Raw genomic sequence first — 26,519 nt, forward strand, 5'->3', positions numbered from 1 at the left:
GAACGGCGGTCGCCGCCGCGTCACCCGCGCGGGTGCGCCGCGGTCGCCGGTGGTGCCTGCCGCCGCCCGGCCCTGCCAAGGCAGCGGGCAGCGCAGCGGCCGACCTCAGGTGAGCCGTGGTCCGATGAGGATCTCGGTGCCGTCGGGTCTCCAGGTGCGCCATCGGCCGTCGGGTTGTCGCTCGACCCGGAACCCGTGGTGGACCTTGGTGTGGTGCCGTTCGCACAACAGTGCGGAGTTGCTCAGGTTGGTCTCGCCGCCGTGGAGCCAGTGGATCAGGTGGTGGACATCGCACCACCAGGTCGGGGCACCGCAGCCGGCGAACACGCACCCCTTGTCCCGGCGTTCGACCGCCCGGCGCAGTCCGAGGGTGACCACCCGGTGGTCGCGGCCCAGCTCCAGCGGCACCCCATCCGGGCCCATCACGATCCGGGAGATGCTCCCGTCGCACGCCAGCCAGCGGGCCCGGGCCGCGGAGATCAGCTGACCCGACCCGGTGGTCGCCGCCGCCGCACCGGTCGCCGGGGCGATGAGGGCCTCGACGTCGAGGGTGAGGACCACGTGCGGCTTCTGCGTGCGCAGCGTCGGCAGCGAACCGGCCGCCAGCTGGTTGTCACACAGCTGCGCCAGGGCATCGGCCAGCTGCTGGGACCGGGTCCGCAGGTCGCCCTTCGGGCGGTCGGCCTGCACGAGCGACTCCAGCGCCGCGGTGAACTTCTCCCCCGCCACCGCCTCCAGCTGCCCACCGAAGGCCAGCCCCTCGGCGTTCCGCGACAGCCACAACCGCCGCCCCTCGGTCGGATCCGGCTCCGGGCCGTCCGGGTCGACCCCGGCCGCGTACCGGGTGAGCACACCGACGAACTGCTCATGGGTCTGAGTGGCCGCCGCCAGCGCCAACGCCCCGTCGACCTCGCCCAGGTCGTGTCCCTGCTCCTCGGCGGCGGCCAGCCGGGCAGGGGCCAGCCGCCGAGCCGCCTCCGCCATCTTCCCCGGGGTCACCACCCCCGCCGCCGCAGCGCCCGCCAGCACCGGCAACCGCTCACCCACCCGGCCGGCGCCCACCACCCGCTTCGCCTCCGGGGCGGCCAGCAGCCCGTGCCCCACCAGCCACGAGCGCATGCTCGTGAGCCCGTCGACCTCCGCGGCCTGGGTCAGCTCGCACTCCCGCACCGTGCGCGCCACCTCCGCCGCCAACCGGTTCTGCGCCACCAGCAACCCACGCAGCCGGTCCAGCAGTTGCGGCCCGAACCGAGGCTTCAGGTCCTCAGCGACCAACTGATCCAACGCGGCACTCAACGACAGGTCGGGCAGGTCGCCCGCGGCAAGCCCGGCCACCACGTTCGAGGCAGGGGCGTCCAGTGTCGTCGCCTCGCTCACGGACACCCCCCGCATCATTCGAATGTGCGTTCGACGTCTATCGCCACACGACCGCTCCCACCACACGAATCCGCAGGTCAACCGCCTGCCCACAGACCTGCATCAGGTCTTGACAACGGACGAGCCGAGGATTCGGGAGCGGGCCACCATGGACGCGTGGACGCGCAGTTGACCCGGGCGCTGGCCCCCGTGCTGACCGACCTGTCGGCGACCGGGGCGCCCGTGCCGCGCATCGAGGCCAGCGACTGGCCGGACGACCCGGGCCGGGCCGGCGCGATGCTGTGGAGCGCCGACGGGAGCGGCCAGGGCGTCGCCGTCACCCTCGGCCAGCCCTACGCCGAGCAGGTGGCCGCGGTGACCGACACCGTGCAGGAGTGGGCCTTCGAGGCGCTGTGGGGCTCTCGGCCGACGAACTGGCCACCCTGCCCGCGGCACCCGACCACGCACCCGCTCACCCCGACACTGCAGGACGGCGAGGCGGTGCGGGTCTGCCCGCGAGACACCGGCGTGGTGTCACCGGTCGGCGGGCTCGGCTGAGCGGGGCCCGCTCACTCGGGCAGCAGGTACTTCGCCGCCTCCCGGACGTGCTCCATCGCCGTCCGGGCGTAGGCCGGGCTGGCCCCGGCAAGGCCGCAGGCCGGTGTCAGGGCCACCGCCTCGTGCAGGTGCTCGATCGGGAAACCCAGCTCCCGCCACCACGACTGCACCCGGCTGGCGGTCACCTTCGGTGCGCCCAGGGGCGCGTCGGTGCCCGGCACGACGCCGACCAGCAGGTGGGTGCCCGCCTCGACCGCGGTGCCGATGTCGTCGAGGTCCTGCACCATCCCGAGGTCGAAGGAGACGGCGGCGGCCCCGGCGGCGCGGAAGAGCTCCAGCGGCGCCCGGTTGGCGCAGCAGTGCACGACGACGGGTGCTGCGATGCGGCCCACCACGTCGGCGAGCTCCTCCTCGACCACCTGCGCCTCGACGGCGGGCAGCTTGCCGAACCCGCTCACCGTGGGCAGCCCACCCTGCAGCACGGCGGGCACCGAGGGCTCGTCGAGCTGGACGACGACCCGGGCGCCGGGCACCCGCCCGACCACCGCGGCGACGTGGGCGGCGACGCCCTCGGCCAGCGACTGGGCCAGGTCGCGCCGGGCGCCGGCGTCGACGACGGCCCGGTCACCTCGCGTGCGCTCCAACCCGGCGGCCAGCGTCCACGGGCCGGTGACCTGCACCTTGAACGGACCGGTGTAGCGGTCGGCGACCTCGTGGAGGGCGTCGAGGTCGCGGGCCATGAGCTCCCGTGCGCGGCGCTGGTCGGTGCCGGGGCGCGGGACGAGCCGCCAGCCGGCCGGGGTGAGGTCGACGGCGAGGTCGACCAGCAGGCCGGCGGAACGGCCGATCATGTCGGCCCCGGCACCCCGCCCGGGCAGCTCGGGCAGGTGCGGGAAGTCCGGCAGCTCACCGAGCACCACCCGCATCGCCTCGACCGGGTCGGCGCCGGGCAACGACCCGACCCCGGAGGCCGGCCCCCACGGGAAGGGGCCAGCGGTCAGGTCCTCCTCCCCCGGCACGGCCGTGCCGGAGGTGCTGCTGTCGTCCGGGGAGTCACTCGGCGAGGCCACGGCGCCGACGGTAGCCCGCCCCTCCCGGGCACCCGCCGACCGCCGTCGTCACTGCGCGCGGCGGACGGCGGCCTGGCCGAGCACCCGGTCACCCCGCACCGGGTCCGGCTCGTACAGCACCGCGGACTGCCCCGGCGCGACGCCGCGCTGCGGACGGCCCAGCTCGATCCGCAGGCCGCCGTCGCCGGCCGCGGTGACCGTGCACGGCACCGGGGTGCCGTGCGCGCGCAGCTGCACCTCCGCGGTGAACGGCAGCGCCGGCGCCGGGCCGGTCCACGTCGGTGTCCCGGTGCACACCTCGCCGACCTCGGCCTGCTCGGCGGTGCCGACGGTCACCGTGCGGCTCACCGGCTCGATGCCCAGCACGTAGCGCGGCCGCTGGTCGCCGGTGCTGATCCCCAGCCCGCGCCGCTGACCGACGGTGAACCCGTAGGCACCGGCGTGGGTGCCGACGGTCTCCCCCGTCAGCGCGTCGACCACCGGCCCGGGCTGCTCGCCCAGCCGGCGGGCGAGGAAGCCGCGGGTGTCGCCGTCGGCGATGAAGCAGATGTCGTGCGAGTCGGGCTTGGCGGCCACCGCGTACCCACGCTCGGCGGCGAGCTCGCGCACGCGCTCCTTGGTCATGCCCCCGAGCGGGAAGGCGGCGCCGGCGAGCTGCGCCGGCGTCAGCACGCCCAGCACGTAGGACTGGTCCTTCGCCGCGTCGACCGAGCGGCGCAGCTCACCGTCGGCCAGCCGGGCGTGGTGGCCGGTGACGACGGCGTCGAAGCCGAGCGCCTGCGCCCGGTCCAGCACCGCGGAGAACTTGATCTTCTCGTTGCAGCGCAGGCAGGGGTTGGGCGTGCGGCCGGCCGCGTACTCGGCGACGAAGTCCTCGACGACGTCCTCCCGGAACCGCTCGGCCAGATCCCACACGTAGAACGGGATGCCGAGCTCGTCGGCGACCCGCCGGGCGTCGTGCGCGTCCTCGACGCTGCAGCACCCCCGCGACCCGCTGCGCAGCTGCTGGCGGTCCGGGGAGAGCGCCAGGTGCACGCCGGTGACGTCGTGCCCGGCCTCCACCGCCAGCGCGGCGGCGACCGCCGAGTCCACTCCCCCGCTCATCGCGGCGATGACCCGCACGGTCAGGACCGCCCGGTGCCGGCCCGGCGCGCCCGCTCGACCACCGGCGCGATGACCTCGAGCACGGCGTCGACGTCACCGTCGGTGGAGGTGTGCCCCAGGCTGAACCGCAGCGAGCTGCGCGCCCGCGCGGCGTCCGCCCCGGTGGCGAGCAGCACGTGGCTGGGGCGCGCGACGCCGGCGCTGCACGCCGACCCGGTCGAGCACTCGATGCCGCGCGCGTCGAGCAGCATGAGCAGCGCGTCACCCTCCGCGCCCGGGAAGGACAGGTGCGCGTTGCCGGGCAACCGACCCGGGCCACCGGCCACGACGTCGTCCAGCGCCGGGCCGTTGAGCTGGGCGTCGGGCACCTGGGCGACGACGCCGGCCACCAGCCGGTCGCGCAGCGCCGCGATCCGCGTGCCCCGCTCGACCCGGTCGGCGACGGCCAGCCGCGTCGCGGTCGCGAGCCCGACGATCGCGGCGACGTCGAGGGTGCCCGACCGCACGTCGCGCTCCTGACCCCCGCCGTGCAGCAGCGGGGTGCACTCGGCGTCCCGGCGCAGCAGCAGCGCGCCGGCGCCCATCGGCCCGCCGAGCTTGTGCCCGGTCATGGTCAGCGCGTCGACGCCGCTGGCGGTGAAGTCCACGGCCAGCTGGCCGACGGCCTGCACCGCGTCGGTGTGCAGCGGGACGCCGACGGCGTGCGCGACGTCGGCCAGCGCGGCGACGTCGCTGACCGCGCCGATCTCGTTGTTGGCCCACATGACGCTGACGAGCGCCACGTCGGTGCCCTCGCCGAGGGCGTCGGCCAGCGCCCCGGGGGTGACCCGACCGCTGGGCTCGACCGGCAGCCAGGTGACCTCGGCGCCGTCGTGCTTCTCCAGCCACTCCACGCTGTCCAGGACGGCGTGGTGCTCGGCCGGGCTGGCCACGATCCGGCGCCGCCGGTCGTCGGTGCCCCGCCGGGCCCAGTACAGGCCCTTGACCGCGAGGTTGTCGCCCTCGGTGCCGCCGGCGGTGAACAGCACCTCCGAGGGGCGGGCGCCCAGCGCGGCGGCGAGCTGCTCGCGCGCCTGCTCGGCCACCCGCCGGGCCTCGCGCCCGCTGGCGTGCAGCGACGAGGCGTTGCCGACCCGGCCCAGCTGCGCGGCCATCGCCTCGACGGCGGCCGGCACCATCGGGGTGGTGGCCGCGTGGTCCAGGTAGGTCATGGCTGGTCCTGGTGAGTCATGGCACCGGCAAGCGTAGGCGCCGCGGAACGGCCCCGGTCGCCGGGCGCCCGCTGGGTGGGAGTGGCCACCCGCACGCACGTCGGGCGCCGCCCCCGGGGGGACGGCGCCCGAACGGCGGCGCGGAGTGCGGTTCAGCCCCGGCGGGCGGCGATCTGCTCGGTGGCGGCCGGGACGACGGTGTTCAGGTCGCCGACCACGCCGAAGTCGGCCAGCTCGAAGATCGGCGCCTCGGGGTCCTTGTTGACCGCGACGATCGTCTTCGAGGTCTGCATCCCCGCGCGGTGCTGGATCGCCCCGGAGATCCCGACCGCGATGTAGAGCTGCGGGGAGACGGTCTTGCCGGTCTGCCCGACCTGGAAGGTGTGCGGGTAGAAGCCGGAGTCGACCGCCGCGCGCGAGGCGCCGACGGCGCCGCCGAGGGCATCGGCGAGCCCCTCGATCACGGCGAAGTTCTCCGCGCTGGCCACACCGCGGCCACCGGAGACGACGACGGACGCCTCGGTGAGCTCGGGGCGGCTACTCTTCTGCTCCACCACCCGGTCGACCACGCGGGTCTGCCGGGCCTGGTCGGAGACCGAGACCGCCACGGCCTCCTCGGCGCCGGCGGCCGGCGCGGGCTCGGCGGTGACCGAGTTCCCCCGCAGGGTGTAGATCGGCGTGCCGACCGTCACCTTCGAGTGCACGATCGTCGCCCCGGCGAACGCCACCTGGGTGGCGGTGCCGTCGGGGGCGATCTCGGTGACGTCGGTGAGGAAGCCGCTGCCGGTCTTGAGCGCCAGCCGGGCGGCGATCTCCTTGCCCTCCGACGAGGACGGGATGACGACCGCCGCCGGCTGCTTCTCGGCGACCAGCTGCGCCAGCACCTCGGCCTTGGGGGCGACCAGGTAGGCGTCGACGTCGTCGGACTCGGCGACGTAGACCTTCGCCGCGCCGTACTCGGCCAGCTGCTCGCGCACCGACGCGGCGGTGCCGGGGGCGCCGAGCACGACCGCCGAGGGCTCACCGAGGGCGCGGGCCGCGGTCAGCGCCTCCAGCGTCGTCTTGCGCGCGCCACCGCCGGCCGGGTTCAGCTCGGCCAGGACCAGTACCTCTGCCATGTTCTGCTGCTCCTCTTCCTCGAGGTCCGGCTCAGACGATCTTCTGCTCGGCGAGGAAGCCGACCAGCTTCTCGGCGCCGTCGCCGTCGTCGGTCACCTTCACGCCCTCGCCCTTGGGCGGGCGGCCGGCGAAGTCGACGACGGCGCTGGTGGCGGTGGCCAGACCGACCGTCGCCGGGTCGATGCCCAGGTCGGCGAGGGTCAGCGTCTCCACCGGCTTCTTCTTGGCCGCCATGATCCCCTTGAACGAGGGGTACCGGGGCTCGTTGATCGTGTCCCAGGTGGAGACGATCGCCGGCAGCTGGGCCTCCAGCTCCCAGTAGCCGCCGTCGGTCTGCCGCTCGACCCGGGCCGTCGTGCCCTCCACGGTGAGCTTGCGGGCGCCGGACAGCTGCGGGATGCCCAGCCGCTCGGACAGCAGCGCGGGCATGACCGAGACCTGGCCGTCGGTCGACTCCGCACCGCAGAGCACCAGGTCGTACGGCACCCGGGAGAGCGCGGCAGCGAGCACGGCGCTGGTCTGCGGAGCGCAGGCGCCGTGGATCGCCGGGTCGCTGACGTGCACCGCCTTGTCCGCGCCCATCGACAGCGCCTTGCGGATCGCGTCGGTGGCGGTGTCCGGGCCGACGGTCAGCACGGTCACCTCGCCGCCGTGCGCCTCCTTGAGGGTCAGCGCCTCCTCGATGGCGTACTCGTCCATCTCGTTGATGACGTTGTCGGCGGTGGCCCGGGCGACGGTGTTGTCCGCCGGGTCCAGCTTCCGCTCGCTGCCGGAGTCGGGGACCTGCTTGACCAGAACGACGATATCCATCGTCAGACGACCTCCGCGGTGCTTCGTCGGGGCGCGGGCGGGGCCCGCCACGCGCCGATCATCGAGGTTACTCAGCGGTAACGACGCCGGTGAGGGTGGCCCCCGTCACGTGGGAGGGTGCCACTCCCCCGTCGCGGTGAAGTGCTCGAGGGTCCGGGTGAACGGCGCCAGGTCCAGCCCCTGGCCCGCCACCCAGGCGTCGGAGTGGTAGGTGTCGGCGTAGCGCTCGCCGCCGTCGCACAGCAGCGTCACGACGCTGCCGGTGCGGCCCGCGGCGAGCATCTCGGCGACCAGCCCGAAGGCGCCCCACAAGTTGGTGCCGGTCGAGCCGCCGGCCCGCCGCCCGGTGACCCGCTGGAGGTGCCGCATCGCCGCGAGCGACCCCTCATCGGGGACGCACACCATCCGGTCGACGATCGTCGGCACGAACGACGGCTCCACCCGCGGGCGGCCGATCCCCTCGATCCGCGACCCGCGCGCCGTGGCGGCCGGGTCGCCGTCGCGCCAGCCGGCGAAGAAGGCCGACCCCTCGGGGTCGACGACGGCCAGCCGGGTGGGCAGCCGGCGGTAGCGCACGTACCGGCCGATCGTGGCGCTCGTGCCCCCGGTCCCCGCCCCGACGACCACCCACTCGGGCACCGGGTGGCGCTCCCGGGCCAACTGGTCGAACACCGACTCGGCGATGTTGTTGTTGCCGCGCCAGTCGGTCGCCCGCTCGGCGTTGGTGAACTGGTCCAGGTAGTGGCCGTCGCACTCCGCGGCGATCCGGCGCGCCTCGTCGTAGACGCTGCCGGCGTCGGCGACCAGGTGGCAGCGGCCGCCGTGGAACTCGATGAGCGCGATCTTCTCCGGGCTGGTGGCCGCCGGCATGACCGCGACGAAGGGCAGCCCGAGCATCCGGGCGAAGTAGGCCTCGCTGACCGCGGTCGACCCGCTGGAGGCCTCCACCACGGTGCTGCCCTCGTGCAGCTGGCCGGAGCACAGCGCGTAGAGGAACAGCGAGCGGGCCAGCCGGTGCTTGAGGCTGCCGGTGGGGTGGGTCGACTCGTCCTTGAGGTACAGGTCGATCCCCCACTCCGGCGGCAGTGGGAACACCAGCAGGTGGGTGTCGGCGCTGCGGTGCGCGTCGGCCTCGACCAGCGCGACCGCGCGCTCGACCCACGCCCGGCCGGTGGGGTCGGAGCGGTCGAGGTCGGCGGGGGCGCTCACCGGCCGGTGAAGGTGGCCTTGCCCGGCCCCTGCTCCAGGAACGAGCGCATCCCCGCCGCCTGGTCCTCGGTGTCGAACAGCTCGGCGAACAGCCGGCTCTCCAGCTGCAGGCCGGCGGCCAGCGACCCGTCCAGCCCCTCGTCGATCGCCCGCTTGGCCGCCGCCAGCGCCAGCGGCGGGCCGGCGGCGAACTTGCGGGCCATCGCCACCGCGGTGGCGTACACGTCGTCGTCCGGGACGACGGCGTCGGCCAGCCCCATCTCCAGCGCCTCCTCGGCACCCACGTGCCGGCCGGTGAAGACCAGGTCCTTGGCCTTGGCCGGGCCGACCAGCCGGGCCAGCCGCTGCGTGCCGCCGGCACCCGGGATGACGCCGAGGAGGATCTCCGGCTGCCCCACCTTCGCCCCGTGGCCCATCACCCGGAAGTCCGCGCACAGCGCCAGCTCGTACCCGCCGCCCAGCGCGTAGCCGGTGATCGCGGCGATGACCGGCTTGGGGATCCGGGCCACCTCGGTGAAGGACGCGGTGAGCTCGCGCCCCCAGGCGACCATGCTCGCGCCGGTCAGCTCCGCCATCGCCTTCACGTCGGCGCCGGCGGCGAAGACCCGCTCCCCGCCGTAGAGGACGACGGCGCGCACGTCCTCCCGTGACCCGGCCTCCAGCGCGGCGGCGCGGACCTCCCGGTGGACCTGCTCGTCGATCGCGTTCATCCTCGGCCGGTCCAGCCGGATCGTGCCGACCGGACCGTCGACCTGCAGGGTCACGAACTCCGGCTCGCTCATGCCCGCACCTTACGACCGGCCCCCTCGCAGGGGCCCGCCGCGAGCGTGCGAGCGGTAGGGGGCGAGGGGGTCCTTCAGGCGCGGCGGGCGGCGAACCGGCCGCGGTCCAGCTGCACGTCGAGCCCGACGCCGAAGGCCTCCGACAGCAGCGGCGCGGTGAGCACCTCGGCCATCGGGCCCGCGGCGACCACCTCCCCGGCGCGCAGCAGCAGCGCGTGGGTGTACCCGGGCGGGATCTCCTCGACGTGGTGGGTGACCAGCACCTGGGCCGGCGCGTAGTGGTCGCGGGCCAGGCCGGAGAGCCGGGTGACCAGGTCCTCCCGGCCGCCCAGGTCGAGCCCCGCGCCGGGCTCGTCGAGCAGCAGCAGCTCGGGGTCGGTCATCAGCGCCCGGGCGATCTGGGTGCGCTTGCGCTCACCCTCGCTGAGCGTGCCGAAGGGCCGGTGCGCCATCGGGGCGATCCCCCACTGCTGCATGAGCATCGCCGCGCGGGTCAGGTCGTGGACGTCGTAGCGCTCGCGCCACCGACCCATCACCGCGTAGCCGGCGCTGACCACCACGTCACCGACCCGCTCGCTGGCGGAGATCCGCTGGGCGAGCGCGGCGCTGGTGAGCCCGATCCGCGGGCGCAGCTCGAAGACGTCGACGGCGCCCAGGGTCTCCCCCAGCACCTGCACCTCGCCGCGGGTCGGGTGCATCTGCGCTCCCGCCAGCTGCAGCAGCGTGGTCTTCCCCGCCCCGTTGGGCCCCAGCAGCACCCAGCGCTCGTCGGCCCGGACGGTCCAGTCGACCGAGCGCAACAGGTGCGCCTGGCCCCGGACGACGTCCACACCCCGGATCTCGACGACGGGCTCGTTCTCCACGCGGGCCATCCAACCAACCCGCCGGGCGTCGCGACGGACGGGGCGGGGCCGTGTCGGGCACCATGCTCCGGGTGAGCGCACAGACGGGGGCACGCTGGCACGGCGGCACGGCGGAGGTGTGGCCGGGCAGGCCGGCGCCCCTCGGAGCGCACTGGGACGGCACGGGCACCAACTTCGCCCTGTGGTCGGCCGGCGCGTCGGGAGTGGACCTGTGCCTGTTCGACGCCGACGGCACCGAGCACCGGCAGCGGCTGCGGGAGACCACCCACCAGGTGTGGCACGGGCGGGTGCCCGGCGTCGGGCCCGGGCAGCGTTACGGCTACCGGGTGCACGGGCACTTCGACCCGGCGTCCGGCGCCCGGTACAACCCGGCCAAGCTGCTGCTGGACCCCTACACCCGGGCGGTCGACGGCGAGCTCGTCCTGGACGACGCGCTGTTCGGTCACGACCGGCACGACCCGAACCTCGCCGACCCGCGGGACTCCGCGCCGTACGTCCCGCGGGGCGTGGTCATCCACGACTCCTTCCCCTGGGACGGCGACACCCGACTGGACATCCCCTGGTCGGACACGGTGATCTACGAGGTGCACGTCAAGGGCGCCACCCAGCTGCACCCCGACGTGCCCCCGGCACTGCGCGGCACCTACGCGGGCCTGGCCCACCCGGCCTTCGTCGAGCACCTGGTCTCCCTGGGCGTCACCGCGGTCGAACTGCTGCCGGTGCACCACTTCGTCAGCGAGCCGCACCTGCTGCGGCGCGGGCTGACCAACCACTGGGGCTACAACACGCTGGGCTACTTCGCCCCGCACGCGGCCTACAGCTCGGTGGGCTCCCGCGGCGGTCAGGTCACCGAGTTCAAGGCCATGGTCAAGGCGCTCCACGCCGCCGGCATCGAGGTGATCCTCGACGTCGTCTACAACCACACCGCCGAGGGAGACCACACCGGCCCGACCCTGTCGTTCAAGGGCATCGACAACGGCGGCTACTACCGGCTGGGCGGTGAGGACCCGTCCCGCTACACCGACTACACCGGCTGCGGGAACACCCTCGACGTCCGTCGCCCGGCCGTGCTCGGCCTGCTGATGGACTCGCTGCGCTACTGGGTCACCGAGATGCACGTCGACGGGTTCCGGTTCGACCTGGCCTCGGCGCTGGCCCGCTCGATGCACGACGTCGACCGGCTGTCGGCGTTCTTCGACGTGGTGCACCAGGACCCGGTGGTCAGCACGGTCAAGCTGATCGCCGAGCCGTGGGACATCGGCGAGGGCGGCTACCAGGTGGGCAACTTCCCGCCGCCGTGGACGGAGTGGAACGGCAAGTACCGCGACACCGTGCGCGACGTGTGGTCCGGGGCCCGGGTGGGGGTGCGCGACCTGGCCTACCGGCTCACCGGTTCCTCCGACCTCTACCGCTCCGACGGCCGCCGTCCGTTCGCCTCGGTCAACTTCGTCACCGCCCACGACGGCTTCACCATGGCCGACCTGGTCACCTACGAGACCAAGCGCAACGAGGCCAACGGCGAGGAGAACCGGGACGGCGAGAGCCACAACCGCAACTGGAACTGCGGCGTCGAGGGCCCCACCGACGACCCGTCGGTCACCGAGCTGCGGGCCCGCCAGGTGCGCAACCACCTGGCGACCCTGCTGCTGTCGACCGGCGTGCCGATGCTCACCGCCGGCGACGAGCTGGGCCGCACCCAGCGCGGGAACAACAACGCCTACTGCCAGGACAACGAGGTCTCCTGGATCGACTGGGGCGCGATGGACGCCGACCTGTGGTCGTTCGTCGCGCACGCCGTCGGGCTGCGGCGGGCGCACCCCGCGCTGCGCCAGGAGGCCTTCTTCGAGGGCGCCGAGGTGGCCGGCACCGGCGGCACCCGGGACCTGGCCTGGTTCTCCCCCACCGGAGAGCAGCTCACCAGCGGTGACTGGTTCGACGCCGACCTGCAGACGGTGGGCATGTACCTCGACGGCCGCGGGCTGCGGCACCGCGACCAGCGCGGGCGGCCGGTGGTCGACGACTCGTGGCTGATCTGGCTGCACGCCGGCGCCGACGCGGTCGACGTCGTCCTGCCGGGCGACCCCTGGGGCGACGGCTACGAGCTCGTGCTGGCCACCGAGTACCCCACCGGTCAGCCACCCCGGCCGACGGCGGTGGCCCCGGGCCCGGTGCAGCTGCCCGGCCGGTCGGTGTGGGCCCTGCGCGTGCTGCGGCCGCCGCAGCCGGAGGCGCACGCCTCCTGACGGACCCCCTCAGGTCGATCAGGGGCGACACCGCCATGATCAACGGCGGACCTGCTCGCCGCACGTGACACGGCCCCGTCCCCCCGACAGGAGGGACGAGGCCGCGGTCGTGGGTGGGGCTGCGGTTACTCCGCGGCCTGCTCGAAGGTGATGACGGTCCAGCCCAGCAGCAGGCGGTCGCCGTCGGCGAGCACGTGCGGGACGCCCGGCTCGAGCTGCGTCCACTCGGTCGCCTCGGGGCCGGCGACGTGGGTGCCGTTGAGCGAGCCCAGGTCGATCAGCGACACCTCGCGCCCGGAGCGCTGGATGGCGGCGTGCGCCGAGGACAGCACGTTCTGCGTGTCGGCGATCGGCACCGGCCGCGCCGATCCGCTGGTGACCAGGTCGTGCCCGTCGGGACGGCGCCCGAGCACCAGGTCCTCGTCGACGGTGACGACCATGCCGTCGTCGAAGCGGAGCACCGGGGCCGCCGGGGGCTCCGGACGCCAGAAGGCGGTCTGCTCACCCGACGGGGCGGCCACCGCGGAGGCGGGCCGCCCGGCGCCGCTGAAGCCCCCGTCGGTGCTCGCGGTGAAGGGCGACTCGCTGGGCAGGCCGGCGGACCGCGGCACGGCGACGGCGGGCGGCACGGCGGCGGCCAGCTGCAGCAGCGCACCGGAGCCGGGCACGGTGCCCTCGACGAGGTCGAGCGCGACCCCCGGCGGCATGGCCGCGGCCTGCTGCCCGGGGCCGACGTACAGCGTCTGGCCGAGGGCGAAGCCCGCGGCCAGGGTGCACCCGTCGGCGGCCGAGCCGGAGACCGGCACCCCGTCGACGGCCGGCTGGCCCTTGCCCGACCACAGCGCGACGCCGGAGCCGGCGCCGTCGGTGGTGTCGGCGAGGACCAGGGCGAAGGAGACGGGGCCGTCGGAGAGCCGGTTCACCTGTCCGGCGACGGCCGCGAGCACACGGTCGGCCCCGGGGCCGCTGACGCCGAGACAGGCGTGCAGCGCGGCGACCAGCGCCGGTGAGCCGGGGGCGTCGACCCACAGCAGGCCGCCGCCGCGGCGGGCGACGACAGAGTCTCCGGGGAGCACCTCACAGCGGTCGGGCATGGAGGCCACCCTAACGACGGACCGGCACATCCGACCGCCCGCCACCGCGTGCCGCGCCGTGATCTCGACCCGTTCTGCCCGGCACGTACCAACGGTCACATCCTCACCACCGAGACCGCAACGTTCCGCTACGACTCGATGACTGTGAGCAGTCAGCCGTCGGCCCGCTGCCGGGACCCCGCCCCGGGCAGGTGACGGACGGGAACGGCCCGGGCCCCGCTCTGCGGCTCGCCGCGAGCCGGCGAGGGGTGAGGCGAGGCGGTCCTTCCTCAGGCGTTGACCACGACCCCCAGCTCGGCCGGCGTGACCAGCAGCTCCGAGTGCGGCAGCACCCGGACCGTGTAGCCGAAGGCGCCCGTGCGCTCCAGCGGCACGGTTCCGGTGAACCAGTGCCGCGAACCCTCCGCACCGTCGTGCCGCAGCTCCAGCGTGGTGACCTCGTGCAGCCCGTCGGCGTCGTCCACCCGGCCGTAGGCCGCCTCCACCAGCACGTCGGACGGGCTGAGGCCCGGCAGCTCGACCTCGGCCCGCAGGTCGATGCCCCCGCCGATCTCCGGGGTCTCCCCCACGCCGGTCGCCTCCACGTGGGCCACCCGCACACCGGGCCAGTGCTCCAGCAGCCGGGCCCGCCAGGCCGCCTCGGCGCGGGCCGGCTCGTAGCCCCCGGCGGCCATCGCGCGGGCGGCGCCGGCCGCCGGCACGTAGAGCCGCTGCACGTAGTCCCGCACCATGCGGGTGGCGAGCACCTTGGGGCCGGTCTCGCGCAGCGTGTCGCGGACCATCTCCACCCAGCGGCTCGGGATGCCCTCGTCGTCGACCTCGTAGAAGCGCGGGATGACCTGGCGGCCGAGGAGGTCGTAGATGGCCTGCGCCTCCACGTCGTCCCGCCGATCCGGGTCCTCGACGCCGTCGGCGGTCGGGATCGCCCAGCCGTTCTGGCCGTCGAACCACTCGTCCCACCAGCCGTCGCGGATGGACAGGTTCAGCCCGCCGTTGAGCGCCGACTTCATCCCCGAGGTGCCGCAGGCCTCCAGCGGCCGCAGCGGGTTGTTCAGCCAGACGTCACAACCCCAGTAGAGGTAGCGGGCCATGCCGATGTCGTAGTTGGGCAGGAAGGCGATCCGGTGCCGGATCTCCGGGTCGTCGGCGAACTTCACCATCTGCTGGATCAGCTGCTTGCCGCCGTCGTCGGCCGGGTGGCTCTTGCCGGCGATGACCAGCTGGACCGGCCGCTCGTCGTCCAGCAGCAGGGCCTTGAGCCGGCCGGGGTCACGCAGCATCAGCGTCAGCCGCTTGTACGAGGGCACCCGGCGGGCGAAGCCGATGGTCAGCACGTCGGGGTCGAACGCCGTCTCGGTCCACTCCAGCTCGGCCTCCGCCGCGCCGCGGGAGACGGCGGTGGCCCGCACCCGGCGGCGCACCTCCTCGACCAGCCGGCTCCGCAGCAGCCGGCGGGTGTTCCAGAGATCGGCGGCGGGGATGCGGTCGACGCCGTCGAAGTGGACGTCGCCGTCCACCTCGAGCGGATCGCCCTGGCTGGTGGTCTGGGTGCCGAGCTCCAGCAGCTCGCGAGCGGTCCAGGTCGGGGCGTGCACCCCGTTGGTGATCGACCCGATCGGCACGTCGTCGGGGTCGAAGCCCGGCCACAGCGGCCCGAACATGTCCCGGCTGACGTGGCCGTGCAGCTGGCTGACCCCGTTGGCCCGCTGCCCCAGCCGCAGCCCCATGTGGGCCATGTTGAACTTGCTCGGGTCGCCCTCGGCGCCCAGCGGCAGCAGCTGGTCGACCGGGACGCCGAAGCCGGCGAAGTACCGCTCGATGAGCGCCTTGGGGAAGCGGTCGATCCCCGCGGGCACCGGGGTGTGGGTGGTGAAGACCGTGCCGCCGCGCACCGCCTGCAGCGCCTCGGCGAAGGACAGCCCGTGGGACTCGGTGAGCTCGCGGATCCGCTCGACGCCCTGGAAGCCGGCGTGCCCCTCGTTGGCGTGGAACACCTCCGGCGGCGGGGTGCCGGTGAGCGAGCAGAAGGCGCGCAGCGCCCGGACGCCACCGATGCCCAGCAGCATCTCCTGCCGCAGCCGGTGGTCCTCGCCGCCGCCGTAGAGCCGGTCGGTGACCCCGCGCTCGGCCGGGCTGTTCTCCTCGATGTCGCTGTCGAGCAGCAGCAGCGAGACCCGGCCGACCTGGGCGCGGTAGACGTGCGCGTACAGCGTGCGCCCCTCGGGCAGCGGCACGGCGACCACCACTGCGTTGCGGTCGGCGTCCCGGAGCAGCTTCAGCGGCAGGCCGTGCGGGTCCAGCGCCGGGTAGTGCTCCAGCTGCCAGCCGTCGGCGGACAGGCCCTGGGAGAAGTACCCGGACCGGTAGAGCAGCCCCACCCCGATCAGCGGCACCCCGAGGTCGGAGGCGGCCTTGAGGTGGTCGCCGGCGAGGATGCCCAGGCCACCGGAGTACTGCGGCAGCACCTCGGTGATGCCGAACTCGGCGGAGAAGTAGGCGATCGTCGCCGGTGCGCCCTCACCCAGCGACTGGTACCAGTGCGGGGCGTCGAGGTACTCGCGGAGGTCGTCGGCCACGGTCTGCAACCGCTGCAGGAACGCCGGGTCGGCGGCCAGCGCGGCCAGCCGATCGGCGGAGACCTCGCCGAGGACCTTCACCGGGTCACCGCCGCAGGACGCCCAGAGCTCCGGGTCGAGCGCCTCGAAGAGATCGCGGGTCTCCGGGTGCCAGGACCAGCGCAGGTTCGTCACCAGCTGGGACAGCGGGAGGAGCGCCTCGGGCAGCGAGGCTCGGACGGTCAGTCGGCGGAGGGCTCGCACGGGCCCGACCCTAGCCGCGGCGACCGGTCCGCACCGGGTCGAACGACCTGCGTTCTCCCGTCCACCGACCCCTGCCCGGCCCCGCGCTCGCGGGTCCGGGGCAGGGATCCGGCGAACCGGCCCGCCTCCCCCTCCTGGCGGAGGGGAGATCACTTCGAAGTGCCCACCAGCGCCGATGTGGATAGCGTTGCCGCGATGACTGGCCGCGCTGACCTCCGCCTCGGCATCACCGATGTCGCCCCCGTCGTGTCGTGCGGGTCGTTCTCGACCCGCGCCGTGGTCGGCGAGCACCTGCCGATCACCGCCACCGTCTTCCGCGAGGGCCACGACGCCGTGGCCGCCACCGTGGTGCTCACGCCCCCGGACGGCACCGCGGGGACGCCCTCCCTGACCCGGATGCGGAAGTTCGGGCCCGAGCCCGACCGCTGGACCGCCACAGTCGTCCCCGACCAGGAGGGCCTGTGGACCTTCCGGATCGAGGCCTGGGACGACCCGCTGAGCACCTGGCACCACGACGTTGAGGTCAAGGTCGAGGCCGGCCAGGGCGCCGACGAGCTCGCCAACGACCTGGAGTCCGGCGCCCGGCTGCTCGAGGAGGTCGCCGCCGCCGTCTCCGAGGAGCACCGCCCCGCGCTGCACGACGCCGTCGGCGCGCTCCGCGACGAGGGCCGTGAGCTCACCGCCCGGATCGCCCCGGCGTTCGCGCCGGCGCTGCAGCAGTTCCTGTACGAGCACCCCGTGCGCCGGCTGGTCACCCCGACGCAGGACTACGAGCTGTGGGTCGACCGCCCGCGGGCGCTGTTCGGCTCCTGGTACGAGTTCTTCCCGCGCTCGGAGGGCCCCGTCGTCGGCGGCCGGCCCACGCACGGCACGTTCGCCCAGGCCGCCGAGCGGTTGCCGGCGATCGCCGACATGGGCTTCGACGTGGTCTACCTGCCGCCGATCCACCCGATCGGCAAGGTCAACCGCAAGGGGAAGAACAACACCCTGGTCGCGACCCCGGACGACGTCGGCTCCCCGTGGGCGATCGGCAGCGACGAGGGCGGGCACGACGCCGTCCACCCCGAGCTGGGCACCCTCGACGACTTCAAGGCCTTCGTCGGCCGCACCCGCGAGCTGGGCATGGAGGTCGCGCTCGACCTCGCCCTGCAGGCGGCGCCGGACCACCCCTGGGTGCGCGAGCACCCGGAGTGGTTCACCACCAAGCCCGACGGCACGATCGCCTACGCGGAGAACCCGCCGAAGAAGTACCAGGACATCTACCCGATCAACTTCGACAACGACCCCGAGGGCATCTACGCCGAGGTGCTGCGGGTGGTGCGGCACTGGATGGACGCCGGGGTGCGGGTGTTCCGGGTCGACAACCCGCACACCAAGCCGCTGAACTTCTGGCACTGGCTCATCTGGGAGGTCAAGAAGACCGACCCGGACGTGCTGTTCCTCGCCGAGGCGTTCACCCGGCCGGCGATGATGCACCAGCTCGCCCGGCTGGGCTTCACCCAGAGCTACACCTACTTCACCTGGCGCACGGAGAAGTGGGAGCTGGAGGAGTACGGCCGCGAGCTGGCCGCCAGCTCGCACTACATGCGGCCGAACTTCTTCGTGAACACCCCGGACATCCTGCACGAGACGCTGCAGGTCGGCGGGCCGCCGATGTTCAAGATCCGGGCCGTGCTGGCGTCGATGATGAGCCCCACCTGGGGCGTCTACTCCGGCTACGAGCTGTTCGAGCACGTCGGCCTGCGCCCGGGCAGCGAGGAGTACCTGGACACCGAGAAGTTCCAGCTGCGTCCCCGCGACTGGGCCGGCGCCGAGGCCAGCGGCCGCACGCTGGCGCCCTACCTGCGCCGGCTCAACGAGGTCCGCCGGGCGCACCCGGCGCTGCAGCAGCTGCGCACGCTGCGGTTCCACCACATCGACAACGAGAACCTGCTCTGCTTCTCCAAGACCGACCCCGGCTCGGCCGACGCGGTGCTCGTGGTGGTCTCGCTGAACAGCAGCTACACCCAGATCGGCACCACGTCACTGGACATGCCGGCCCTGGGGCTGGACTGGTCCGACCGGTTCTCCGTCACCGACGAGCTCACCGGCGCGCACTACGACTGGGGCCAGCACAACTACGTCGAGCTCGACCCCTACCGGGAACCGGCCCACGTGTTCACCGTGCACCGCAGCCTGGCCGCACCGGTGGACCCGCTGACCCCCTGACGGGTCTCCCGACCGTCCTCACCCGCGACGGCGCCGGACCTGCCGCGGCCGGCGCCGTCGCACCGCCCAGCACCCCCGAGAACGAACGAGGACCGAGTTCCATGACCCTCCCCGTCCCCGCCCAGTCGACCCCCGGCGCGGGCGAGCAGTCGACCCTCCCTCCCCCGGGGAGCGACCCCGAGTGGTTCAAGCGCGCCGTCTTCTACGAGGTGCTGGTCCGCGGCTTCGCCGACAGCAACGCCGACGGCATCGGTGACCTGCGCGGCATGATCGGCAAGCTCGACTACCTGCAGTGGCTGGGCGTCGACTGCCTCTGGCTGCCGCCCTTCTTCGCCTCCCCGCTGCGCGACGGCGGCTACGACGTCAGCGACTACACCGCGGTGCTCCCGGAGTTCGGCGACATCGAGGACTTCAAGGAGCTGGTCGAGGCGGCGCACTCCCGCGGGATGCGGATGATCATCGACTTCGTCATGAACCACACCTCGGACCAGCACCCCTGGTTCCAGGCCAGCCGCAGCGACCCCGACGGTCCCTACGGCGACTTCTACGTGTGGGCCGACGACGACACCGGCTACGCCGACGCGCGGATCATCTTCGTCGACACCGAGAGCTCCAACTGGACCTTCGACCCGGTCCGCAAGCAGTACTTCTGGCACCGCTTCTTCAGCCACCAGCCCGACCTGAACTTCGAGAACCCGAAGGTGCAGGAGGCGATCATCGACGCCCTGCGCTTCTGGCTCGACCTCGGCATCGACGGCTTCCGCCTCGACGCCGTCCCCTACCTCTTCGAGGAGGAGGGGACCAACTGCGAGAACCTGCCCCGCACCCACGAGTTCCTCAAGAAGGTGCGCAAGGTCGTCGACGCCGAGTACCCCGACCGGGTGCTGCTGTGCGAGGCGAACCAGTGGCCGGCCGACGTCGTCGAGTACTTCGGCGAGGACGGCGACGAGTGCCAGATGGCCTTCCACTTCCCCGTGATGCCGCGCCTGTTCATGGCCGTGCGCCGGGAGCAGCGGTTCCCGATCTCGGAGATCATGGCGCAGACGCCGGACATCCCGGAGAACTGCCAGTGGGGCGTCTTCCTCCGCAACCACGACGAGCTGACCCTGGAGATGGTCACCGACGAGGAGCGGGACTACATGTGGGGCGAGTACGCCAAGGACCCCCGGATGAAGGCCAACATCGGCATCCGCCGCCGGCTGGCCCCGCTGCTGGACAACGACCTGGACACCCTGGAGCTGTTCACCGCCCTGCTGATGTCGCTGCCCGGGTCGCCGGTCATGTACTACGGCGACGAGATCGGCATGGGCGACAACATCTGGCTGGGTGACCGCGACGGCGTGCGCACCCCCATGCAGTGGACCCCCGACCGCAACGGCGGCTTCTCCACCGCCGACCCGCAGCGCATGCACCTGCCGCTGGTCGCCGACCCCGTCTACGGGTTCCAGGTGACCAACGTCGAGGCCCAGCTCCGCAACTCGAACTCGCTGCTGCACTGGACCCGCACGATGATCTCGATCCGCAAGCAGCACCCGACCTTCGGCGTCGGCAGCTTCACCGAGATCGGCTCCCGCAACCCGACCGTGCTGTCGTTCGTGCGCGAGTTCGGCGACGACATCGTGCTCTGCGTGAACAACCTGTCCCGGTTCCCGCAGCCGGTGGAGCTGGACCTGCGGCGCTTCGAGGGCTACACCCCGGTCGAGCTGACCGGGCGCGTGCAGTTCCCCCAGATCGGGGTGCTGCCCTACATGCTGACCCTGGGCGGTCACGGCTTCTACTGGTTCGAGCTGCAGAAGCCCGTCGACACGGCACCCGAGGACGAGGAGGACTGGGAGAGCACGACGAGCAGCAACGTCGCGCGGTCCCTGCTGGACTCCGGTCTCGTCTCCGAGGGCGCCCCGGCGGGCAGCGGGGGTCTCGGCAGCGAGGCCGCCACGACCACCGACCGTGAGGGAGAGGCCTGATGACTGCAGTGACCGACCTGCTGGCCGGCTGGATGCCGGGACAGCGCTGGTTCGGCGGCAAGGGCCGCGAGTGGGCCGAGGTCAGCGACGAGGGGTTCTTCCTCGACCAGTCCGACCCGGTCCTCTCCGTCCACCGCGTGCAGGTCACCTACACCGACGGAGCGACCGAGACCTACCTGGTCCCCCTCTCCTGGCGCGAGTCGCCGGCCGAGGACCTGTCCAGCGCCTTCATCGGTGCGGTGACCGGCGCCAACGGCACGGAGAACTACGCCTACGACGCGATGCGCGACCGGGACGCCACCGTGCCGTGGCTGACCCACCTGGTGGCCGCCTCCACCGTGGGCCCCATGCACTTCCACCCGGCGGGGGTCGCGCACATCCCCGAGGGGCTGCCCGGCGACATCGTCTCCACCGAGCAGAGCAACACCTCGCTGGTCTACGGCGAGACGGCGATCCTCAAGCTGTTCCGCCGGCTCGAGCCCGGGCTGAACCCGGACGTCGAGATCCACGACGCCCTGCGCCGGGCGGAGAACCCGCACATCGCCGGGCTGCTCGGGTACATCGAGATCGACGGCGCCCCCGGCGACGAGCCGGCCACCGTGGCGATGCTGCAGACCTTCGTCCCCAACGCCAGCGACGGCTGGCGGCTGGCCACCTCCAGCGTCCGCGACCTCTACGCCGAGGGCGACCTGCACGCCGACGAGGTGGGCGGGGACTTCGCCGGTGAGAGCGAGCGGCTGGGCGAGGCCACCGCCTCGGTGCACGCCGACCTCGCCCGGGTGCTGCCGGTCGAGCCGGCCGACCGGGACTGGTACGGCACGCTGGCCGAGCAGATGACCCAGCGGCTGGAGGCGGCCCTCGCCGTCGTCCCGGACCTGGCCGAGCACGCCGACGGGCTGCGCGCGCTGTACTCCGCGGTGGCCGGCAGCGAGGAGCCGGTCACCCGCCAACGGGTGCACGGCGACCTGCACCTGGGCCAGGTGCTGCGCACCACCAGCGGCTGGATCGTGCTGGACTTCGAGGGCGAGCCGGCCCGGCCGCTGGCCGCCCGGCGCGAGCTGGACACCCCGCTGCGCGACGTCGCCGGGATGCTGCGCAGCTTCGACTACGCGGCCCGGCACATGCTCGTCGAGCAGCCCGACGACCCGCAGCGGGCCTACCGCGCCCAGGAGTGGGCCGAGCGGAACCGGGCCGCCTTCTGCGCGGGCTACACCGCTGCCGGCGGGGTGCCGCTGTCGGCCGACTCGGCCCTGCTGCGCGCGTTCGAGGCGGACAAGGCGGTCTACGAGTGCGTCTACGAGGCGCGGAACCGGCCGCACTGGTTGATGATCCCGCTGAGCTCGTTGTCCCGGCTGACCTCCGGCGACTGACGCCGACGGCACGGCCTGAGACGACCACGGACCACCGAGAAGCACCTGGAGACACCGATGAGCACCGAGGACACGCAGGGGCGCTCCCCCGACCCCGAGCCGGCCGGCAAGGACGAGCTGATGCGCCGGGTCGAGGAGAAGACGGCCGCCGTCCATGGGGCCGCCGCGACCGACACCGACCCGGCCGACGCCGCGCAGCCGGCGAAGAAGACCACGCGCAAGGCCGCCGCCAAGAAGGCCCCGGCGAAGAAGGCCCCGGCGAAGCGGACGGCTGCCGCAGCCGGCGGCGCCGGTGAGCAGACCGAGCCCGCCGACGAGGCGCCGCCGGCGAAGAAGGCCGCCAGGCGGACGACGAAGAAGGCGGCCCCGTCTGTCGAGGGTGCGGCCGCCGAGGGCGATGCCGCCCCGGCGAAGCGCACCCGGAAGGCCGCCGTCAAGAAGGTGACCGCTGCCCCGGTCGTCGCCCCGGCCCCGATCGCCGAGCCCGGTGACCCGAGCGCACCCCCGGCCCCCCAGCCCGAGCCGCCGAGCCCCGCCCCGGCCGCGCCGAGCACCCCGCAGGCGCCCGAGGACGGCGAGCACGCCGGCACCGGCGGCAGCTCCCCGGCCGAGACCGCCTCGGTGCCCGGCACGGAGCCCGCGCCGGACACCGTCGACGCCGAGGCCCCCGCGGCCGAGCCCGCCACGGCCGAGACGGCGACCGGCGACCTGGTCGTCGGCGAGGTCACCGACCTGCCGCCCGCCCCCGGCGAGGCCCCGGAGCCGGCCGCCACCGAGCTGGTGGCAGCTCTGCCGGACGGGCAGGCGCCGGTGAGCACCTCGGTGCCCGCGGACGCCACCCCGGCCGGCCGCGAGGTCACCGGGGAGGAGCTGCGCGCCGTCGTCGAAGGCTGGTCCTACGACCCGCACGGCGTGCTCGGTGCGCACCGGCTGCCCGAGGGCTGGGCGGTCCGCACGCTGCGGCCGGACGCCGTGGCCGTGGTGGTCGTCGACCAGGACGGCACCCGGTACGAGGCGCACCAGCTGCACGGCGGTGGCATCTACGAGGCCCGCCTGCCCCAGCAGCCGGGTGACTACCGGATCGAGGTCGTCTACCCCAACGGGCAGGGCGGCACCGACACCTACACCGTCGACGACCCGTACCGCTGGCTGCCCACGCTCGGCCAGCTCGACCAGCACCTGCTGCGCGAGGGCCGCCACGAGAAGCTGTGGACCGTGCTCGGTGCGCACGTCCGGCACTACGACACCCCCGGCGGCCCGGTCGACGGCGTCTCCTTCGCCGTCTGGGCGCCGAACGCCCGCGGCGTGAAGGTCACCGGCGACTTCGACTACTGGGAGGCGCGCGCCTACCCGATGCGGTCGCTGGGCTCCTCAGGGGTCTGGGAGGTCTTCGTCCCGGGCGTGCAGGTGGGCACCCGCTACCGCTACCACGTGCTCGGCGCCGACGGGCAGTGGCGGGTGAAGAGCGACCCGATGGCGTTCGCCACCGAGGTGCCGCCGTCGAACGCCTCCGTGGTCACCGAGTCCACGCACGAGTGGGGCGACGGCGACTGGCTGGCCCAGCGCGCCGAGGGCAAGTGGCACGAGCGGCCGATGAGCGTCTACGAGGTGCACGCCGGCTCGTGGCGCCAGGGCCTCTCCTACCGCGAGATGGCCGACGAGCTGGTCGCCTACGTCAAGGACGCCGGGTTCACCCACCTGGAGTTCATGCCGCTGGCCGAGCACCCCTTCGGTGGGTCGTGGGGCTACCAGGTCACCTCCTACTACGCCCCCACCTCGCGCTTCGGCAGCCCGGACGACCTGCGCTACCTGATCGACCGCGCGCACCAGGCCGGCATCGGCGTCATCGTCGACTGGGTGCCCGCGCACTTCCCGAAGGACGAGTGGGCGCTGGCCCGCTTCGACGGCACCGCGCTGTACGAGCACGCCGACCCGCGCCGCGGCGAGCAGCCGGACTGGGGCACCTACGTCTTCGACTTCGGCCGGCCCGAGGTGCGCAACTTCCTCGTCGCCAACGCGCTGTTCTGGGCCCAGGAGTTCCACGTCGACGGCATCCGGGTCGACGCCGTCGCCTCGATGCTCTACCTGGACTACTCCCGCAACGAGGGCGAGTGGACGCCCAACCAGTACGGCGGCCGGGAGAACCTGGACGCGGTCTCGTTCCTGCAGGAGATGAACGCGACCGTGTACCGCGAGGTGCCCGGCGTCGTCACGATCGCCGAGGAGTCGACCGCCTGGCCGGGCGTCACCCGGCCCACCTACCTCGGCGGCCTGGGCTTCGGCTTCAAGTGGAACATGGGCTGGATGCACGACTCGTTGGGCTACATGGCCAACCAGCCGGTGTACCGCAGCTACCACCACGGCCAGCTGACGTTCTCCCTGGTCTACGCGTTCTCGGAGAACTACGTCCTGCCGATCAGCCACGACGAGGTCGTGTACGGCAAGGGGTCGCTGCTGCGGAAGATGCCCGGGGACCGGTGGCAGCAGCTGGCCAACCTGCGCGCCTACCTGGGCTACATGTGGGCCCACCCGGGCAAGCAGCTGCTGTTCATGGGCTCGGAGTTCGGCCAGCTCTCGGAGTGGGCGGAGAGCCGCTCGCTGGACTGGTGGCACCTCGACGACCCGGCGCACCGGGGCGTGCTGGACCTCGTCCGCGACCTCAACACGGTCTACAAGGAGACCGAGGCGCTGTGGTCCCAGGACGTCGACCCGGCCGGCTTCCAGTGGATCGACGCCAACGACGCCGGCGGCAACACGCTGACCTTCCTGCGCTACGGCAAGGACGGTCAGGTGCTGGCCTGCGTCGCCAACTTCTCCGGCACCCCGCACCACGAGTACCGGGTCGGGCTGCCGAGGGGTGGCCGCTGGCGCGAGCTGGTCAACACCGACTCGGAGGGCTACGGCGGCTCCGGGGTGGGCAACCTCGGCGGCATCGACGCCGTGGCCGAGGCCTGGCACGGGCAGCCGTGGTCGGCGACGCTCACCGCCCCGCCGCTGGCCACCGTGTGGCTCGTGCACGAGGGGCCCGAGCCCGAGCTGCCCGACTCCGGCGCCCCGGCCGACCAGGCGCAGATCGCCGCTGCCGAGGCCTCCGGTGCCGCTGAGGGGCCGGGCACCGGGCTGGAGCCGGCGCAGGCCGGTCCCCAGGAGTGACCCGGAGGTGGCGACGGCTCCGCGGGGCCGTCGCCACCTCCGCCGTCCCGCGGGGTGACCGCCACCGGCCCGGTGGCCCGTACGACAGGGAGCCGATGCCCATCTCCTCGCGCCGGCTCGTCGGCCTCGCGCTGGCCGCGGCGCTCGGGACGACGGCGCTGAGCGGGTGTGCGGTCACCTTCATCGAGGGCTCGGCGACCCCGCTGGTCGACGTGCGCGGCGACGTGGACCCAGCGGAGTTCCCGATCATCGGGGCCGTCGACTCCGACGTCGACCGCCTCGCCCGCAACGCGCTGGCCGACCTGAACACCTGGTGGGCCGACCAGTTCGGCCCGGTCTACCAGCAGCGGTTCCCACCGCTGACCGGTGGCTACTACTCCGTCGACCCCGCGGACATCGACCCCACCGCCTACCCCGGGGGCGAGATCGGCTGCGGCGAGCCCCCCGAGGCGGTCGAGGACAACGCCTTCTACTGCGGGCCCAGCCAGCAGTACCCCAACGGGGACGCCATCCAGTACGACCGGGCGTTCCTCGGCGAGCTGGCCTTCGGCACCGGTGGGTCCGAGGGCTACGGGCGCTTCATCCCGGCGCTGGTGATGGCCCACGAGTTCGGCCACGCCGTGCAGGGCCGCGTGGGCTACCCGGTCCAGGCCTCCATCGCCATCGAGACCCAGGCCGACTGCTTCGCCGGGGCCTGGACCCGGTGGGTCGCCGACGGGGAGGCACCGCACAACTCGATCCGGCCGGCGGAGCTGGACGACGTGCTGCGCGGCTACCTGCTGCTGCGCGACCCGGTCGGCACCGGGCTCGACGCCGGCGAGGCCCACGGCTCGTACTTCGACCGGGTATCGGCCTTCCAGCAGGGCTTCGACGACGGCCCGGCGGCCTGCCGCGACGCCTTCGGCCCCGACCGCCCGTACACCCAGCGAGAGTTCTCCGACCAGGACCTGCTCACCGGGGGCGACGCGCCCTACGCCGACGTGCGGGGCCTGATCGCCACGTCCTTCCCGGAGTTCTGGGCGGCGGTCCTCGACTCCCGCGGGGAGGACTTCCAGGCCCCCGAGCTGGAGCCGTTCGCCCGGACGGCACCCGACTGCGCCGGGAGCCGGCCCGAGGGCGACCTGGTCTACTGCCCGGCGGAGGGCACCGTCGCGTTCGACGAGGCCGACCTCACCCGGCCGCTCTACGACGCCCTGGGCGACTACGCCGTGCTCACCGCCGTCGCCGTGCCGTACGGCCTGGCGGTGCGCGACCAGCTCGGGCTGTCGACCGATGACCAGGAGGCGGTCCGCTCCTCCGTGTGCCTGGCCGGGGCCTTCACCGCGGCGGCGCTCGAGGAGGAGGTGCCCAGCATCCGGATCTCCCCCGGCGATGCCGACGAGAGCGTCTCGTTCCTGCTCGAGTACAGCGACGACCCCGAGGTCATCGCCGACGTCGGGCTGACCGGCTTCCAGCTGGTCGACGTCTTCCGCGCCGGGGTGTTCGAGGGCCCCACCGCCTGCGGCCTCGGTTCCTGAGCCGCCTGCCGGGCTCCGCCACGGGCCCAGCGCCGGCCCCCGCGCAGGATCCCGCCGCGAGCTCGCGGC

At 73.8% G+C, this 26,519-nt stretch carries 18 protein-coding genes; 7 read left to right on the forward strand and 11 right to left on the reverse strand.

The genetic code is table 11. From position 1 onward, the window contains the following. Positions 1 to 105: 105 nt before the first annotated feature. Positions 106 to 1,377, reverse strand: a complete 1,272-nt coding sequence (locus ACI79A_RS07615; RefSeq protein WP_457081611.1) for a DUF222 domain-containing protein — start codon at positions 1,375 to 1,377, stop codon at positions 106 to 108. Between the two features lie 156 nt (positions 1,378 to 1,533). Between ACI79A_RS07615 and ACI79A_RS07620 the strand changes: the two genes are divergently transcribed. After that, complete coding sequence (locus tag ACI79A_RS07620) at positions 1,534 to 1,914, forward strand: hypothetical protein (protein ID WP_457081613.1); 381 nt, start codon at positions 1,534 to 1,536, stop codon at positions 1,912 to 1,914. A gap of 11 nt (positions 1,915 to 1,925) precedes the next feature. Here ACI79A_RS07620 and ACI79A_RS07625 read toward each other — a convergent pair whose 3' ends face one another. From ACI79A_RS07625 to ACI79A_RS07660, 8 genes are all read right to left on the reverse strand, one after another. Beyond that, on the reverse strand, positions 1,926 to 2,984 hold the full coding sequence (locus tag ACI79A_RS07625; RefSeq protein ID WP_457081615.1) for a methionine synthase: 1,059 nt from the start codon (positions 2,982 to 2,984) through the stop codon (positions 1,926 to 1,928). A gap of 48 nt (positions 2,985 to 3,032) precedes the next feature. Beyond that, complete coding sequence (mnmA, locus tag ACI79A_RS07630; protein WP_457081617.1) at positions 3,033 to 4,106, reverse strand: tRNA 2-thiouridine(34) synthase MnmA; 1,074 nt, start codon at positions 4,104 to 4,106, stop codon at positions 3,033 to 3,035. 2 nt (positions 4,107 to 4,108) lie between these two features. After that, entirely contained in the window at positions 4,109 to 5,299 is a 1,191-nt protein-coding gene (locus ACI79A_RS07635) for a cysteine desulfurase family protein (protein ID WP_457081619.1), read from the reverse strand. A 152-nt stretch (positions 5,300 to 5,451) separates the two neighbouring features. Next, the gene (locus ACI79A_RS07640) at positions 5,452 to 6,417 is read right to left on the reverse strand and encodes an electron transfer flavoprotein subunit alpha/FixB family protein (protein WP_457081621.1); all 966 of its coding nucleotides are present in this window, start codon (positions 6,415 to 6,417) and stop codon (positions 5,452 to 5,454) included. A 31-nt stretch (positions 6,418 to 6,448) separates the two neighbouring features. After that, the gene (locus ACI79A_RS07645; protein WP_457081623.1) at positions 6,449 to 7,228 is read right to left on the reverse strand and encodes an electron transfer flavoprotein subunit beta/FixA family protein; all 780 of its coding nucleotides are present in this window, start codon (positions 7,226 to 7,228) and stop codon (positions 6,449 to 6,451) included. A gap of 105 nt (positions 7,229 to 7,333) precedes the next feature. Then, entirely contained in the window at positions 7,334 to 8,437 is a 1,104-nt protein-coding gene (gene cds1 / locus ACI79A_RS07650) for an L-cysteine desulfhydrase Cds1 (protein WP_457081625.1), read from the reverse strand. Beyond that, positions 8,434 to 9,219: an enoyl-CoA hydratase/isomerase family protein gene (locus tag ACI79A_RS07655; RefSeq protein WP_457081627.1), complete on the reverse strand. Its 786-nt coding sequence runs from the start codon at positions 9,217 to 9,219 to the stop codon at positions 8,434 to 8,436. Before ACI79A_RS07655 ends, cds1 begins: the two co-directional genes overlap by 4 nt. Before the next feature lie 74 nt (positions 9,220 to 9,293). Continuing rightward, positions 9,294 to 10,091 (reverse strand): ABC transporter ATP-binding protein, encoded by a 798-nt coding sequence (locus tag ACI79A_RS07660; RefSeq protein ID WP_457081629.1) that lies wholly within the window; start codon positions 10,089 to 10,091, stop codon positions 9,294 to 9,296. A gap of 62 nt (positions 10,092 to 10,153) precedes the next feature. On the opposite strand from ACI79A_RS07660, the gene glgX reads away from it, so the two are divergent. Next, entirely contained in the window at positions 10,154 to 12,325 is a 2,172-nt protein-coding gene (gene glgX, locus ACI79A_RS07665) for a glycogen debranching protein GlgX (RefSeq protein WP_457081631.1), read from the forward strand. A gap of 125 nt (positions 12,326 to 12,450) precedes the next feature. On the opposite strand, the gene ACI79A_RS07670 is transcribed toward glgX, so the two are convergent. Both ACI79A_RS07670 and glgP read right to left on the reverse strand, forming a co-directional pair. Then, positions 12,451 to 13,419, reverse strand: a complete 969-nt coding sequence (locus ACI79A_RS07670) for an FHA domain-containing protein (protein ID WP_457081633.1) — start codon at positions 13,417 to 13,419, stop codon at positions 12,451 to 12,453. Between the two features lie 269 nt (positions 13,420 to 13,688). Further along, positions 13,689 to 16,238 (reverse strand): alpha-glucan family phosphorylase, encoded by a 2,550-nt coding sequence (gene glgP, locus ACI79A_RS07675; RefSeq protein WP_457081635.1) that lies wholly within the window; start codon positions 16,236 to 16,238, stop codon positions 13,689 to 13,691. A 195-nt stretch (positions 16,239 to 16,433) separates the two neighbouring features. Here glgP and ACI79A_RS07680 point away from each other — a divergent pair, with 195 nt between their 5' ends. The 5 genes from ACI79A_RS07680 to ACI79A_RS07700 all read left to right on the forward strand — a co-directional run bounded on the left by ACI79A_RS07680 (position 16,434) and on the right by ACI79A_RS07700 (position 26,450). After that, positions 16,434 to 18,446 carry an alpha-1,4-glucan--maltose-1-phosphate maltosyltransferase gene (locus ACI79A_RS07680; protein ID WP_457081637.1) on the forward strand — a complete coding sequence of 671 codons (2,013 nt, stop codon included), beginning with the start codon at positions 16,434 to 16,436 and terminating at the stop codon, positions 18,444 to 18,446. Positions 18,447 to 18,547: 101 nt separating this feature from the next. Then, positions 18,548 to 20,410: a maltose alpha-D-glucosyltransferase gene (gene treS, locus ACI79A_RS07685; protein WP_457081639.1), complete on the forward strand. Its 1,863-nt coding sequence runs from the start codon at positions 18,548 to 18,550 to the stop codon at positions 20,408 to 20,410. Next, on the forward strand, positions 20,410 to 21,780 hold the full coding sequence (locus tag ACI79A_RS07690; protein WP_457081641.1) for a maltokinase N-terminal cap-like domain-containing protein: 1,371 nt from the start codon (positions 20,410 to 20,412) through the stop codon (positions 21,778 to 21,780). The genes treS and ACI79A_RS07690 overlap by 1 nt, the downstream gene beginning before the upstream one ends. Positions 21,781 to 21,837: 57 nt before the next feature. Then, entirely contained in the window at positions 21,838 to 24,933 is a 3,096-nt protein-coding gene (glgB, locus tag ACI79A_RS07695) for a 1,4-alpha-glucan branching protein GlgB (RefSeq protein WP_457081643.1), read from the forward strand. 95 nt (positions 24,934 to 25,028) lie between these two features. Further along, positions 25,029 to 26,450 (forward strand): neutral zinc metallopeptidase, encoded by a 1,422-nt coding sequence (locus tag ACI79A_RS07700; protein WP_457081645.1) that lies wholly within the window; start codon positions 25,029 to 25,031, stop codon positions 26,448 to 26,450. Positions 26,451 to 26,519: the final 69 nt, after the last annotated feature.

The organism is Modestobacter sp. SYSU DS0657, assembly GCF_054050925.1.

Excerpts from the sequence above, each read along its gene's own strand:
- ACI79A_RS07635 (WP_457081619.1), bottom strand. The coding sequence starts at position 5,299 with ATGACCTACCTGGACCACGCGGCCACCACCCCGATGGTGCCGGCCGCC.
- ACI79A_RS07640 (WP_457081621.1), bottom strand. The coding sequence starts at position 6,417 with ATGGCAGAGGTACTGGTCCTGGCCGAGCTGAACCCGGCCGGCGGTGGC.
- ACI79A_RS07645 (WP_457081623.1), bottom strand. The coding sequence starts at position 7,228 with ATGGATATCGTCGTTCTGGTCAAGCAGGTCCCCGACTCCGGCAGCGAG.
- ACI79A_RS07655 (WP_457081627.1), bottom strand. The coding sequence starts at position 9,219 with ATGAGCGAGCCGGAGTTCGTGACCCTGCAGGTCGACGGTCCGGTCGGC.
- ACI79A_RS07660 (WP_457081629.1), bottom strand. The coding sequence starts at position 10,091 with ATGGCCCGCGTGGAGAACGAGCCCGTCGTCGAGATCCGGGGTGTGGAC.
- ACI79A_RS07670 (WP_457081633.1), bottom strand. The coding sequence starts at position 13,419 with ATGCCCGACCGCTGTGAGGTGCTCCCCGGAGACTCTGTCGTCGCCCGC.
- ACI79A_RS07680 (WP_457081637.1), top strand. The coding sequence starts at position 16,434 with ATGACTGGCCGCGCTGACCTCCGCCTCGGCATCACCGATGTCGCCCCC.
- treS (WP_457081639.1), top strand. The coding sequence starts at position 18,548 with ATGACCCTCCCCGTCCCCGCCCAGTCGACCCCCGGCGCGGGCGAGCAG.
- ACI79A_RS07690 (WP_457081641.1), top strand. The coding sequence starts at position 20,410 with ATGACTGCAGTGACCGACCTGCTGGCCGGCTGGATGCCGGGACAGCGC.
- glgB (WP_457081643.1), top strand. The coding sequence starts at position 21,838 with ATGAGCACCGAGGACACGCAGGGGCGCTCCCCCGACCCCGAGCCGGCC.
- ACI79A_RS07700 (WP_457081645.1), top strand. The coding sequence starts at position 25,029 with ATGCCCATCTCCTCGCGCCGGCTCGTCGGCCTCGCGCTGGCCGCGGCG.